Source organism: Lewinella cohaerens DSM 23179 (genome assembly GCF_000379805.1).
GTDB lineage: Bacteria > Bacteroidota > Bacteroidia > Chitinophagales > Saprospiraceae > Lewinella > Lewinella cohaerens.
On sequence record NZ_KB903557.1, the window covers coordinates 46,473 to 62,224 of the forward strand.

Annotated in this window: 6 protein-coding genes; 4 read left to right on the plus strand and 2 right to left on the minus strand. The window is 45.5% G+C overall.

The window, feature by feature from the left end; translation table 11 throughout:
• The first annotated feature begins 2 nt into the window (after window positions 1-2).
• On the plus strand, window positions 3-1,457 hold the full coding sequence (locus tag A3EU_RS0119985; protein ID WP_020537976.1) for a hypothetical protein: 1,455 nt from the start codon (window positions 3-5) through the stop codon (window positions 1,455-1,457).
• Window positions 1,458-1,557: 100 nt separating this feature from the next.
• Here the strand turns inward: A3EU_RS0119985 and A3EU_RS0119990 are convergent, their stop codons facing one another.
• Window positions 1,558-2,370, minus strand: a complete 813-nt coding sequence (locus A3EU_RS0119990) for a hypothetical protein (RefSeq protein WP_156825843.1) — start codon at window positions 2,368-2,370, stop codon at window positions 1,558-1,560.
• Window positions 2,371-2,574: 204 nt separating this feature from the next.
• Window positions 2,575-3,720, minus strand: coding sequence for an NAD(P)/FAD-dependent oxidoreductase (locus tag A3EU_RS0119995; RefSeq protein WP_020537978.1), 1,146 nt, complete (start codon window positions 3,718-3,720; stop codon window positions 2,575-2,577).
• 231 nt (window positions 3,721-3,951) lie between these two features.
• Here A3EU_RS0119995 and A3EU_RS0120000 point away from each other — a divergent pair, with 231 nt between their 5' ends.
• The 3 genes from A3EU_RS0120000 to A3EU_RS0120010 all read left to right on the plus strand — a co-directional run.
• Entirely contained in the window at window positions 3,952-4,383 is a 432-nt protein-coding gene (locus A3EU_RS0120000) for a DUF4293 domain-containing protein (RefSeq protein ID WP_020537979.1), read from the plus strand.
• 431 nt (window positions 4,384-4,814) lie between these two features.
• A complete protein-coding gene (locus A3EU_RS0120005; protein WP_044086239.1) occupies window positions 4,815-8,882 on the plus strand; it encodes a COG1470 family protein in 4,068 nt (1,355 codons plus the stop codon).
• Window positions 8,883-8,942: 60 nt separating this feature from the next.
• On the plus strand, window positions 8,943-15,752 hold a 6,810-nt coding region (locus tag A3EU_RS0120010), incomplete at its 3' end, for an SdrD B-like domain-containing protein (protein ID WP_156825844.1).

Below are 15,752 nucleotides of genomic sequence, written 5' to 3' on the forward strand. Positions count from 1 at the left end.
TTATGCTTAAAAATAAAATAAACTGGATTTTTGCCATCGCTATTTTGGCATTGTCTTTTCAGGCATGTGAAGATCCAGATACTACTTTTGATCCGATCAACCCGGATCTTTCTGAGGATGCTATCCTTGGTACTTCTCAGTCAGCCGCTCGTACCCTCAATGGTCTGGAGCGTCAGTTGGCAGAAGTTGCTGGTGAGTATGTTCACTTAGCAGAAATTGCTTCTGATAACTATGATAATACGCAGACGTTTTTCAACCAGTTCCTGGATATATTGAACGTTACTTCTACAGATAACGACATCAACGATACCCAGTTCGAGATTGCGCGTTTGCGTGAATTGGCTAAGTCTGGTTTGAATATAATTGGCCCTGGTGATCCTAATTATACTGCTGATCAAGAAGCAGAGTTTTTATTCTTCATCGGTTTGTCTCACCTGCTTTCTGCAGAATTGTTCACTGTTTTGCCAGCAGAACCTCAGGGGGCTGCTCAGCCAGCTAGTGCACACTATGCATTAGCGATTGATTTCTTCGAACAAGGTGCTGCAAAGGCTTCTAACCCAGCTACTCAAGTAAGCTGTTTGATGGGGCAGGCACGTGCTAACTACTACGCAGGTAACCAAGCTGCTGCTGTAACTGCTGCTGATGCTGCTATTGCTGCTGATCCTGGATTCGTCCGTTTTGTTAAGTTTGATGTACTGAATGGTGCTCGGATTGATAACGAAATGCAGAATGCAATTCACGATCGTGGTAGCTTTGATGATTTACAGCCACTACCTCGCTTGGATTTCTTAGATCCTAAGTACAATGATGACAATGCTTCACAGGATATTGATATGCCTTTGTTGAAAATCGAAGAAGCACACTTGATCAAGTGTGAAGCTGCGATTGCTGACGGTGCCCTAGGTACTGCTCAGAGCATCATGAAGGATATCATTGCGCTTGTAGCTACTCGTCCAACCAGCACGTTTGATGATTCTGTAGAGGATCGTACAGAACGTAATCCTGGTACTCGTCCTGACTCTTCGATTGTAGTCGTTGCGTCTAGTCCTGGTGCGGCTTTGGTTGGAGGTCTGGTTATCGACCGTAAGGTTGGTAATGTAACTATTCCTACCGTTAGCGGTACTTCTGTAACGGATGCTATGGTTGATGCTGTAGGATCAGAAGATGAAGCACTGGAATTGTTGTACCTGATGCGTCAGGAGATCTTCATTGCTGAAGGTCGTCGTATGACAGATATGGGTGTGAAGTTTGTAGTAAGTGAAATCGAGCAGTTGGCGAATGCTAACATCAAGGTTGAGGATACTACACCTGTTCTTCCTAGCTTCTTTACTTCTATTGCAGCCGAGCTGGATGGAATCACTTATGATGCTACTACGTTTGAGTGTACTATCACTCATGATGTTAACGCAATCATTGTGGCTAACAAAACGTCTGACTTTGTTTGTCCTTTCCACTAGGAATGAATAAACAGACTTAGTCTGATAGGGGATTAATTTCCCGATATATTCAAGGCCGTATCCGAGTAATCGGGTACGGCCTTGTTGTTGTTGGAGCTATCTATTTGAATAATTGAACGAGGCGATTACGGTATTGGTTTTTCTTGCCTGTAAGCTCTAGCCTCCAAGAGAATCCGCCGTCCGTAATGGAGATTGCTGCTTTTGTCTTGGCGTCGGTCTGATACCCTTCGATTATGTTCTGCCGCATTGATTGTTCAATTGCGAGCAATTCATCGAATTTGGTAGGTTCGATGAAATGAATCGATACCTTTTTTTCTTGGAAGTCTTTTTGGGTGTATATATGTTCTTCTACAATTAGTAGATTATCTGTTTCCGACTTGCTTAGTATCCACTGTGTCTTGGGAGGGCCGAAAAACTCCTTATAAAAACTCATTTTTAAGGTGTCTGTTTCTCCAGATAGAAGGCGAGCAAATAGAGACATTTTAGTGCTTAATATCCCAAGGAGATCTTCTTCGCAAATCGTTCTATTCAATTCGTTTTCATCATTTAGCCAAAGACTTCCCAAAAAATTGGGATATTTAGAAAATCCAATAACATAAAAACCTTGGTGTGGACAATTGACACTGATTTCGTAAGGGTAAGTGAAATTATTGTCATCGATAAACGTAGCTTCAGTTAGTATATCTCGCTCTGAAAGCGGTAGTTGTTGAAGGAACTCTAACTCTTGATCTGAAAAATTAGGCTGTACAACGATACGATTGAGCGTAGGTGATGATGTATCCTTCTCGGTACAGTGATTGATGGTAACTTTAGCGGAGTTTACCATCATAGAGGCTGTACTAATGGGAGTACCATTCTGACTATATGTAAATGTGAATAACAATAAAAATGAGAGAGAAAGAATGTGTTTCATTTTTTCCATTTGTTAAATGAAGCTTTTAGATAGCTTCAATGAGAGAACCTGCTTTATTTGCTAATATAGTTTTTTGAACATTCAAAGAATGTGGGGCGATTGTATCTCCCCTTGAAATAGAGCGTAGATCATATTAGATTGCCCCTCTACGCTCTACCCTAAGGGCGCGAAGCGTCCCGTATCCCTCTACTGGCCATCGCCAACTTAAACCTTGCCCAGCAGCAAATCAGCAGCTCGTTCCCCTACGCCCGTCCCGATGGCGACGCCCATTCCGCCCAGTCGGACAGCAGCCACCGTCTGCGCTCCAACCTCCTTGATGATGGGCTTTTTAGCAGGGCCGACGCCCATGATTCCTGTCCACCAACGGTCGATTGTTGTGTCTTGCCCCGGAAGGATAATCTGGTGTAAAAGCTGCTCTAAATAGGCACGAATCTGTAGGTTGGCATCTAAATCTGTCGTCTCCTCACCACTTAGGTCTTGATTGCGGCCGCCGCCCAGCAAGATGCGTTGATCGATATTGCGGAAATAAACGTACCCACAGTCGTAATGAAAGCACCCCTGAAGTTGCAATCCAGGAATAGGTGCTGTAATCAGCACCTGATTACGGGCTGGCTTCAAGTCCAGCTCAGGCAAGAGCTGTTTTGCAAAGCCATTGGTGGCCAGCAAACACTGCTTCGCCTGGATAGACCAACCGTGATCTGTATGAATGACAACCTGCGCGTTGGTTTCTTCCGTAGCCGTAACGGTGATACCTCCCAAGCAGAGGATGTCGAGTGATTGTGCCTTGCGTAGCAGGGTTTTCATCAACTGCCCAGTATGCAGCTGCCCTTCGGCTTGGTTGAGTAACAGGTGGCTTACTTTTTGTAAACCAGTAGCAGGTATTTGAGCATCCGCCTTAACGAAGGTCTCCGTACCGGTCAGTGACCGTAAATCCGCATTGAATTCCTCCATTACGTCAAGGCACTGTGCGTAGAGTTCGGTGTCTTCGTTCCTGAAAACCTCATACCCGCCCCATGGGTGATACCCTAGCGCTTTATCACTGTAGCGTTCCCGCAATCGGCAGAGGCCTTCATAACGCTGCGCTACAAGTTCCAAAACGTCCTGCCGACTGCTGTGTTTTTGATCATCAAGCAACTCGCTGAGGCTGCCAAAACAGGCAAAACCCGCATTTCTTGTGCTCGCTCCGATGGGTAAAGGCCCTCGATCAACAACCACAACTTTCATGCTAGGAGACTGTTCCTTAAGATGAATAGCTGCCGATAACCCAGTGATTCCACTACCCACAATAAGTACATCAATGTCCTTAAAAAAACTTTCCCACTCCCAATGACTTAGTTGATATCGCAGCATTTATTATTTTTGCCCAAAGATAGGGGGATGGTGTAAAAAGTGTAAAAGTTGGGTAGGTGTAAAGGTGTAAAGGTGTAAAAGTTTTCTTACCATCAACCGTTTTTAAGGTCGGAAGTGGGAAGTCGGAAATGATTGACTAGCCTTCAGTGCGGACTAAAGCCCGCGCAACCTAATCAACCATCAACCCAAACCCTCCAACCAACAAACCATTAAACCAATAAAACCAAAATCATGATTCAAAGAATACAAACCATCTTTTTACTCTTGGCCAGCGGTGCTGTGCTAGGCCTTTTTGCCCTTCCTTTGGCAACTACAAATGAAGCTAAAGCGGACTCTACCCTTTTTGCTGATGCTGCCTTCAATGTTCAGGATGGGCCAGTGATGATGGGGGCTTTTGCCTTAGCTGCTTTGCTGTTGCTTGTAACCATCTTCTTGTTCAATAACCGCAAATTACAGATGACGCTGACCAAAGTTGGCTTGTTTTTTACTGGTGTGGGTGTTGGCCTTGGTGCTTACTATCTCTTTAATGATCAGGCGGTAGACACTGCTGAGCCTGCTGTGGGCATCGCTCTACCTTTGTTAGCGGTGATCTTTGCTTATTTGGCACATTTTTATATCAATAAAGATGAGAAGTTGGTACGCTCTGTTGATCGTCTACGGTAATAACGGCCAACGCGCTCCGTTTTTTCGATAAATCCTTGCTGGAGCGGTATGTTTTTTTGTTGATAAACGGAGTTTTGTTTTGGCTAAATAGTCGAATAGGGGGTATAACTGTTGTTTCTCAAACAACAGTTATACCCCTTCCTTTTTTTGTTGAATGATAAACGTTACCTTTAATCCGTATTCACGTCCTTAGTAACAACACAGAAGCAGCGATCTCCTTCTTATCATAGAGATCATTTTGTCTTTTATACCCAACTGTTTCTACTTACCCATATTCATTTTGTGGCCAGTAATCCACAAGTGTAAGCATTGTTGTAGTCTACCGTATTTTACAAACTGAGATAGTTGTTGTCTTGAACAGCATAATCTACTTCCCTAAGTCAACCAAATTTGGCTTGGTTTTTGCCTTTAATTTTACAAATTATAATCACATGAGACACAGTTTTACGTATTCTTCTATACGGATTTTTAATTACCTGCTTTTGGGCCTTCTTTTGTTAGGCACTTTAGGTAATGCCAGTGACTCTTCAGAAACGTTTCTTTTTCGTTCTGCGCTGGCAGAGGTGATCATTGTGGAAGTTTCTTCTCCCGTTAGCATTACTGCATGTGGAGAAAGTGCGATGGTATCTGTAAAACTAAGCAATACCGACCCTGTTGATGCGCTCGAAAATGTGGTAGCAAGTGTTGTTTTACCAGCAGGAGTAAGCATTCAGTCTGTATCAGCAGGGGCAACGGCTGCGCCAGGAGGCTTTACACTTGATGCTCCCTTGGCAGTAGGAGATGATCTTACAATCAATCTTGTTATTGAAGCCAATTGTAATTTAATGGAGATAAGTCAGGTTATTGAAGTGACTGTGAATCACGACCCTGTAGCAGGAGCCATGACAAATATGGTGACTGAAAATTCTGATCCAGTAGCGTTTTTGGTACCTGATTTAGAAGTAACGGCGAGTACCCCGATGAGTTTTGTGATTGCTTATCAGGGACAAATGTTTAGTACAACCAACACGGTCGCCAATAATTCAGCAGGCAGTGTCAGCACTTTTAATTACTGTGTTGAAAATAATAGTGTAGCGAATATTACCTCTGTGACGGTAGGTGGCAACAACTTGGCGCTTGCAGCCATGAGCCCGGCTGGACAAACTTGTTTCGTTGTTACGGAAACGGATTTGCAAAATGTACTTGGTGGCGAATTTGCCAACAATAATATCAATGTAATAGAGAATTGGGAAGTAGCGACTTGTGGTATAGGCGGAACGCTACGTCGACGCACGGCCTATGGTTGTGCCGGGCAAGATGATTGCCAAATGCAGGACTTTTCTGAAGCTCCTACGACGACGCTTACGGTCGATGTTCCCGATCCTATTCTTGATTTGAGCATTAGTCCTATTTCTGGAGCTACACTTTCTACTTGTGGGGAAGGACAGACGTATACTTTTACGGTTACGTACAATGGCCCTAAACCAACGTTGACCAATGTTCTGGCAGCAATTAACCTACCTGCAGGGTTTTACCAGACCAACCTTATGTCTGCGACACCTGGAGTAACTTATACGGGCAACCCTGATGAAATTCAGTTGCCAGATTTAACGAATATAGGGCCGGGTAATACCGTCTCTTTTACCTTAGACTTAGCTGTTGGTTGTGATTTTGTAGGTGTAGCCGGAAATTTTGATTTTACTGTTACTCATGATCCACTTTGTGAAAACAGTGAATCCGAAGAAAATTCTGCTGATGCTTCTTTCTTCGTTCAATCTGCTGACCTTTCTATACCACTTTCTACTCCAACCCTAATAGAGCCTTATGTGGGCTTGGTTTCTACGATTAATACCACAATCGCGAATGCAGGTAATGGCTCTTTAAACCAGGTCATTTATTGTTTAGAAGATATAGCTTATGCATCGGTAGTTCCTAGTGTAGCGGGAATTCCGCTGACGCCTACTACGGGGCAGCCTGGTTTTCAATGTTTTTTGGTGGAAGAGGTGCATTTTATGGCCCTTTACGGGACGTCGGTACTGCCTCAGAATAGTAGCTTCATTGTAGAGGAAACTTACACCTTCACGGGATGCCCGGTGGGGCCGCAAAGTATTGATCGCCGAGCACAGTTTGGTTGTTATGGTGAGATGGACTGTCAAAACAAAGCTCAGGGAGAATTTCCTTCAACAGGGATTATCTTTGGTGTAGCACTGCCTGATATTAGTGTATCCATCAGTAGCATCAATCGGCCAGCTTGTTACGTGGACGAACTAACGCCCGTAGATATTGAGCTGGAAAATACGGGTGATGCACCGGCTACCGAAATCGTTGTACGCATCACTTCTGCTGGTGCCATTGACCTCAGCAATTATTTGATCACAGATGGAGGCGGTAGCCCAATTGCCGACCAGGCAGTTGATCAAGCGGTGGTGGATGCTGGCCATTGTACGGGCGGCGTCAGAACAGTCGTTGATACCATTAGGAATATATCGCTGGCAGCAGGAGAATCACTGACCTTGCACTACGATCTAGCACATTCCTGCGATTGTAACAACTGTTCTATCCTCAATATTTATCGCAGTGATTTTCAAGTCACTTCCATTGAGGATGGTTGTGGCGATTACCACGCTGATGGTAGTAGCTTGAATACAGGCAATTTTGACGCTTTCCTCGATGGTTTTGTAGAAGGGCCGCTTGATTTAGTAGACGGTGCTAAAGCTACTGTTGAGTATACCATTACTGACGCGCAGTTGGATTGGTTTAATCAAAATCAGTATACGGAGGCTTATCTCGAAAGTATCTTTACCATCGAGTGTGGCCTTGATTATCAGCCAGGTTCTATTGTTTGGCAGGATGCTGACGGTACGATTTGGGAGGCTTGTGAAGAAGAATATATTGATAACAACCTGGGGGGCGACGATTACCTCCGCATTCGTTGGTGTAAAACCAATGCTGATCCTGGCCTAGATCGTCCTGGTGGGTTCAATATAGGTAGCGCGATGGTCTTTAGCCTCTGCCTGGAAGCAGATTGTGGCGAAAAGCCGCCAAGCCCGGACTGTGCCAATCCTGTTTATGATGTTTTGATTAGCCAGGAAACCTTTTTTACGATAGACCCTACTTGTGCCAGTTGCCCTACTACCAAAATCTTTGCACCTGCCGATCTGAATATGCGCGTTTTTTGCCCTGACCCCGGTTGTGTGTGTGATGGGATGGTCTTTGAAGACTTTAGCCTGGAGCGTACCAATTTTGGCTTAGGAGACACTAATAATGATCAAGTTGCCAATGGTAATATTGATCTGAATTTAGTGCAAAAAGACCGTTACCTGCAAGGAGATACCCTGAAAGCTAATTTCAGCGGCCGCGTGAGTGATCCCAACGATACGGACTGGAGCTACGGCTTTGCAGTTCTCAATTTTCCTGCGAACGAAGATTACATTCCGCTCTTCGCTACGGTAGAAGTTGTGGATGTCGACGGAGTAACTCATAATTGTAATGTGGTGCCTATCACTTACGATATTGCTAACCAAAATTTAATCATTGATTTTTCCAGGGATACCCTCAATGCGCTGGGCTGCAACCTACCCGCCAACTTTGACTTTGATGAAGATGATACGGTCAATGTGTGCTTAACTTTTAAGGTGAAAACACCTTATACTGGGCAAATCCGAAGTCGTGAATTTTCTACTTCCTTTTACCTATCCGAAGCAGCCTATGGCTTGGGCAACGAGGATACTTGTAATGATTGGGATGCCCGCCTTTATCAAGTAGGTTTGTCTGTTAACTCCAATAGCACTATCCAGGATTTCGGCGCTTGTGAACTCTCCAATTTTGAGTTTCGTTATGATCGATTTATTGGTTCTTTTAGCTTTGATGAATTCCCTTATGAGGTTCGTTCATTAGGCTTGCCAGAGGTATTCACCTTCACCAAGCCCGCTGAGTTTGATTTTCGTTTGGATGACCTAGGGCTGCGGTTGCGCCAGCAAATCAACCCTGCCCATAATATTGTAAATCTTCCAAACGGAATGATTCCCTCCTCTTTTGTTACCGTAAACGGGGATGAATTGACGTTCTTCGCAGAAGCTTATCTCAACAGCCTCGGCGATAACGAAATTCCACCCGATGAAGGTTACCGCGCCCAGTTTTTCGTCAGTTTACAAGGCAATTGTGAATCTGTAGCAGCAGATTACGACTTTAGTTATTCGCTTACGGAAGCCGTAGAAGAAGATGTTTATTGTACCGACCAACTGGTTCGTCCTACAGTAGCAAGCACTTTTAACTATACCGGTGCAGCTCGCTTATTGGTCTTCCCAGAAACACCGAATATCCGCGTGTGTAGTGGTTTGGATACCATAAATATTCAGGTGAGAAATGTTGAAGACCCTACGGCTGATAACGCTTTTATCTACCTGAATAGCCCAACCGGAGGGGTAGTGGTAGAGGAGGTCTTGGAATTGGAGACGAATAACCTTATAGTAGGGAATGATTTCGGTATTTACCCAATCGGTAGTGTCAACGGTAACTAAACCCGCAGATACCGGGTTGTCGTTCGTAGCAATAACTGCCAGCCCGAAGATTTGGATATCGTGGCTGGTTGGGATTGTGAGGCATTGCCTACCACGGTAGAAGATGCCACTTGCTCAGACCCTTCTACCATTACCTTTACCAGTGCGATGTCAGGGATGAACCTGGACATTATTGACCCTACGGCTAACTTGTATGTCCCCTTATGTGATGAGGTACCTTACGAGGTAGAAATAAGAAGTACCGACTTAGGCTACTTACGTGATATTGGCTTATATATTTATTTACCACCGGGCCAAGAATATATCAGTGGCAGTTTAGAGCTGGCTATTCCTTCTTCGACTTCAGGGGGTACTTATGTCTCTGTTGCCGATCCTGTACCCGGTGGCGGTGGCTTGTATGTAGACGTGTCGGCACTGGATGAGACTTTGTTGAACGTTGGCTTAATTGGTTCTAAAGACCCAACGCTTACCCAAAATAAAATCAGTCTACGCTTACTTACGGAAACGACTTGTAGCTACCTTTCTGGCTCTCGCGCCAACTTTACGATAACAGGAAACTCCAATTGTGGTGATCCTTTGTTACCTAAAACTAAGCCTGCTGCTCGCCTCAGGGTTACTTTGCAGCAACCGACGTTTACGGCCGATATTAACTTGGATGATTTAACCCTTAATGCTTGTAACGCAGAAGAAGCCAATTCTTTAGTAAGCCTTACCCTCAGTAGTGGCGCACCCTCTACATTGGACTCTATTCGGTATGTATTGCCTGCTGGAATTACCTACGTACCTGGTTCCTATCTACCCATTTTAAATGCCTCTACGAATAATCCCGTTATCAGAACGGAAAGTGGCCGCCAGATTTTAGTTTGGCCTATGGGGAATATTGTAAACCCTGGCACTAATATCTCCTTCCGGCTTAGATTGGCTGCCATGGATATTGGGCAGGCTTGTACGGATTACGAACTACTGGTGCAAGCCTTTTCTCGTGCCAACGAAACTTGTGATGGACAGACCTGTTCACTGGCTATATTAGCCGGAGAAAAGTCAGCGACTTTATCAATTGTAAAACCTAGCCTGACGATTGATATGTCGGCAGCTACGATTACACTTGCTTCCGCGACAGAAGCGTTAGCCGTTTTTGAAGCCGAAGTTTGTAATAACGGAGCTACACTTCAAACTGGCGAAAGTATTACCCTGGAAGTCTACGAAGATACCGACCTTAACGGTTTCCGCTCGGCAGCGGATGTTTTGCTCTTTACCATCAGTGATGTTCTTACTGATCCACTAGAGTTTGGGGAGTGTATTCTCCTTGGCGGAGAAGCAGCTTTCCCTTCTGCAACGGTTTGTACGATTATTGCCGTGCTCAACCCCGAGACTACCTGTACCTGTGATGAAGTCCCCTCGTTTCAGATACACCCAGAAATCATTATTGATTTTCCTCGGGAAGTGACAGGCTGTAGTGATGACATTATTACTATTGGTCCTGATCCTATAGCAGGCTATGATTTCGAATGGTTAAGCGTTCAAGGCTCGTCGTTAGGGAACTTAAGTACCACGATGGCAACGCCTACCGACTTCATGGGCACCAATATCACGGGCATGGAGCAGCAAATTCAATATGCCCTCCGTTCCAGCAATCGTAATTGTTACGGCCTGGATACGGTGACCATCAATTTGCAATCAGCTCAGGTAGAAACTGTCAATGTTACCGCTTGTATTGGTGGAACTTACCAGTTGCCTTCTCTCAATATTGGGGGAAGCAACTTTCAGTGGGTACCCAATACAGGGCTCTCTTTCCCTGGCCCTGATTCCAGCTTTGCAGTGATCGACATGGTTGTTTCTGGAATGACAACGTATACGCTTACTTATCAAAGCGAGGAAGGCTGCCCGGTAACCCATGTATTCAATGTCAATGGTATTGATTGCGGCGGTGCGAGCAGCTCTTTGGGCAATTTCGTCTGGTTTGATTTTGACATGGACGGCGAACAAGATGCTGGCGAGCCAGGTATCGAAGGCGTTGTGGTTAATCTTTATGACGGCGTTACAGGAGCACTTATAGGAAGTACAACAACTGATGAGAATGGATTTTACCTCTTTGATGATTTGGTTCAGGGGAGTTATTCGCTAGCATTTTTCCCATTAGAAGGTTTTGTAGGAACGGATAACGAACAAGCTGGAGGCGACGATGCCCTGGATAGTGATGCCGATCCAGTAACGGGCGTGACGCCGGTGTATTTCCTTCCCTGGAATACGTATAACCCCACCATTGATGCTGGTTTTATTCCCGATTGTTACTTGGAAATCAACGCGACAATAAGTGATTGTCAGCCGCAAGGCGATGATTTGATGCGGGAACTAACAGTGGAGGTATTCTGGTTTAATAACCCATATACTTACGACCAGTTTTTTGATGCTGACACTATTGTTGTTGATTACTATGGTAGTACAGAACGAATAGTCGTGGATACCGTCACCGGTACAGCTTCTTTCACACGGTTTATTGATGCCAGCAGTGGAGGCGAAGATATTACGGCTGCGTTTGTGCTTAACCCTGGTTGTGCAGCAAGCATTACGATGCCTGCTTTTGAAGAGTGTCTTTTTGATTTGGCATTGACCAAAACGATCATCAACGCAGTAGACTTATCCTACGGAGATACCGTTTGTTTTGAAATTACGGTCTTCAATCAGGGCGAGCAAGCGGTTTCCCAAGTGCGGGTCAACGACTATTTACCAGCAGGTTTTGGCTTTTTGCCAGACCTAAACCCGGATTGGCAAGCTGTCACTCCGACACGCCTAGTAACTATTGTAGAGGATACGATTGCTGTTGGTGCTTCCCTTGTTTTGCCTTTAAAGGCAACCTTGAACATGGCCAGTGGTGCTGATGCTTGGACCAATTTTGCGGAAATAGCTGCTTTCCAGGATACCCTTGGGAACGACTTTTCGCTCTTTGATGAAGACAGTACGCCAGATGATAACCCCATTAATGATCCCGGTGGTAACCCTGATGGTGCTACGGACAACACCACTAATGGTAATGGCACAGGAACACCTGGAGGTAATAACCCTGCCACGGATGAAGACGACCATGATCCGGCTATCGTGCAGATTTTCGATTTGGCACTCACAAAAACTTTAACAACCCCGGGGCCTTATGCCATTGGGCAAACAGTGACTTTCGAGATCACGGTGTTTAACCAAGGTAATATTGCGGCTCAGGATATTGTGGTGTACGATACGATTCCGGCCGGCTTTGCCTGGTTGGCAAGCAATGAGCCCACCTGGACGTTTGGCGTCAGCGAAGCAACAACGATTATAGAAGGCCCTATTTTACCTGGTGGTAGTCAAAATGTTACCATCAGCCTCGAACTTCAGGATGCTGGCCCTGAAGAATACGTAAATGTCGCTGAAATTAGCTCGGCTTTTGATACCGATGGCATGCTTTATCTTGAGGATATTGACGGCGATTTTGATGATAACTCAACCAATGATGCTGGCGGTAATCCCGGAACAGATTCTGATAATGTTGTCAATGGCAACGGCACAGGTAACCCTGGAGGTACCGACCCTGCAACCGATGAAGACGATCAAGATCCGGCTTTCGTTACGTTGCCAGAAATTGCACTGACCAAAACCGCAGTAGGAATGGTGCCCGCCGCCAGTGGCGTAGCTGGTAATTACGATGTGACCTTCCAGTTGGTTATTACCAATACCGGTAACGAAAAACTGACCATGATTCAGTTGACGGACAATATGATCAGTCAGCTGGGGAGTACATTTGTCAGCGTTGTCTCGGCACCCACCTTGGTGCCTGTCACTGATGCGACCGAAAACCCTACAGTAAACGCAGGGTACAATGGCGGTGCTATCGACGACCTTCTCAATGGTATGGACGGCTGCTTGGCACCAGATCAAACGATTACCGTTCAGGTAGTCGTAGAATTGGATTCGGATACCGGCCTTGATCCCATTATCAACGAAGCAGATGTCAGCGGCAAGGATGAAAATTTTGTAGTGGTAACGGCAGTAGATACGGCTTTGGTCGTCTTTCCAAACTGTTTCTTAGATGTGGTCTGCCCGGCACCTAATGGTGGTACTTTTGCTTGTATAGCGAACCTTCCGGCTGGTGCTACAACGGTGGCTGGCTTTAATGCTATCGACCAGGTTTCTGCCGTCCGTAATGCTTGTGGAATAGCTACGGTGACCTTCTCTGATAGCAATAATGGTGGTACTGGCTGTATGGCCAGTCCTTATATTCTTACGAGAACTTATACGATAAATGATCCGGGAGATGGCATGTCTCCTCCGATGCAGGAAGTGTGTGTTGTAACTTATACGGTCATTGATGATGAACAACCATTGATGGTCTGCCCAGGGCCAATTACGGCTGTTTGTAGTATAAGTGAGGCGCCTGCCTACACCAATCTGGCTAGTTTTGTAGCTGCTGGTGGTTTAGCTACCGACAATTGTGGGATTACGAGTTTTTCTTTGACGAATACCTTCAATAGCGCAGGTACTTGCCCACAAATTACGACCCGTACTTACGAAGTAGGGGATGCTTGTGGAAACACATCAACCTGTAACCAGATCATTCAGATTGATGACACGGAGCCACCAGTGATCAGTTGCCCTGAAGTAGCTACTGATTGTTCCTTGAGTGATATTCCACCTTATGCTAGTTTGGCTGAATTTTTGGCCGATGGAAATACCGTTTCCGATAATTGTGGTATCAACACTGCTTCTTTCCAGTTGATCCAGGAAACAACAGATGGCAATACCTGCCCGCAGATTGTGGTAAGGAAGTACGAGATTATGGATAATTGCGGTAATACGGCTATCAGCCAGCAGATCATTACCATTGACGATGAAACGCCACCTGTATTTACAGCTGCGGCACCAGCAGATATGACCATTGATTGTGATGCGATCATTCCTACACCTGCTACTTTGACGGCAACCGATAATTGCGACAATACCATCACGGTTGAATTCAGTGAACGCACGATTTTAACGGAAGTCGGTGCTTGTGCAGCCTACAGCTATCAAATTTTACGAACCTGGACAGCAGAAGATGCTTGCGGCAATGTAAGTCTGGAAGATCAGTTGATAACCATTCAGGATATCACTCCTCCTACCGCCGTTTGTTGCACCAATTATACGATCAACATCGAAGCTGATTTCGATGGGATTGCTACGATCTCTCCCGAGGATATTGACTGCGGAAGCACAGATACTTGTACACCCGCGGATGAATTATTCCTTAGTGTTGATGTAAATAGCCTGACCTGTGCGGATATTGGTAATCATACCGTTACACTTACTGTTACGGATGATTGTGGCAATAGCAGTAGTTGTTCCACCATCGTAACGCTTGCTGATCAAACAGCACCTGAGATTCATTGCCCTTCTACTTTAGTATTAGAATGTGGTAATGATGCGAATACAGACTTGATCGCTGATTGGTTGGCTTCTGCTACGGCGGACGATGGCTGTACACTGAATCAGACGATTTCTAATGATTACAGCTTTACCAATTTTACCGGTTGCGGGAATACGGGAGAGCAAATGGTCACCTTTACGGCAACGGATGACAGTGGTAACGCCAGCACTTGTGCGGCATCCATAAGTATACAAGATAATTTGTTGCCGGTAATGGCCTGCCCGCCAGGGTTGGTGACTTGTGACCTCGCAGCAGAGGCGCCTTTCGCTACTCTTGCTGAATTCACGACTGCTGGAGGTATCGCTAGCGACAATTGTTCCTTAAATGCGGCTTCTTTTACACATATATCGGATGTAACCAGCGAAAATTTGGTTACCCGTACTTATCAGATTTCAGATGCTTGTGGAAACACAGTAACCTGTCAGCAGTTGATCAATGTAATTGAACAACCTACCGTTGGAACGCCAGAAGATGTCATCATTAGCTGTTCTATTTCCAATACGGGAAGTGTTTCTCTTTCCTCCCTTTTTGTAGGAGCCACTCCTGGTGGAACGTACACTTACCTCGGAGGGGTAGGGGCTTCAATTCAAGCGGAAGCTTTGGTTTATTCGCAGCCCGGCTGCTACGGTGTTGACTACGAGTTTACGGCTGCTGACGCAGGCATCTGTTCCCCGGTAGCACCCGTTACGGCCTACGTTTACGTAAGTGAACAACCACAACCCAGCTTTGATCTGGCCGAAGAACTTTGTTGGGATGGAAGTCCTACGACGCTCAATGCTTTAATCAATAGCCCAACCTATACCAATACGCCTGTTCGCACCTGGCGAAGTACCGATACCGATATTGCTACGGTAAATAATAATGGTATCGTAACTATTGTCGATGGCGGAACAGTGGAGATTTGTATGGAAGAAACCATTACTCATACCTCTTGTAATGGAAACCCAGCAGAAGTTTGTGTAGAAGAAACTTGTCATACACTGATCATTACAGAAGTCGCAGAATCAGTAGACGCGAGCTGGACGACCTTAGGCCCACTCTGTACCGATGATGCTATTGTGGACTTAGATTTGCTGGTCACTGGTGAAGCCAATGGTGTGTTCACCGGCAACGGTGTCAGCGGCACACATCCGAACTACAGCTTTACACCAAGTACAGGCGCCGGCGTTTACACGATCACTTACACGGTGAGTAATGCCAGCGGCTGTACCGCGGTAGAATCACAGACGATAGAAGTATTTGGTCCTGTAAGCGCAGCCTTGAATGACTTAAACCTGGGTTGTATTACCGATCCGGTGGGCAACATCAGTTTGTCTGCGCTGTTTACGGGTACGACGACTACTGGTGGAACGTTCTCTGGCACAGGCGTTACGGGCAATACCCTTACTTATAGCGGCCCCGGCTGTTACGAAGTCACCTACACCGTGAGCGCCTTC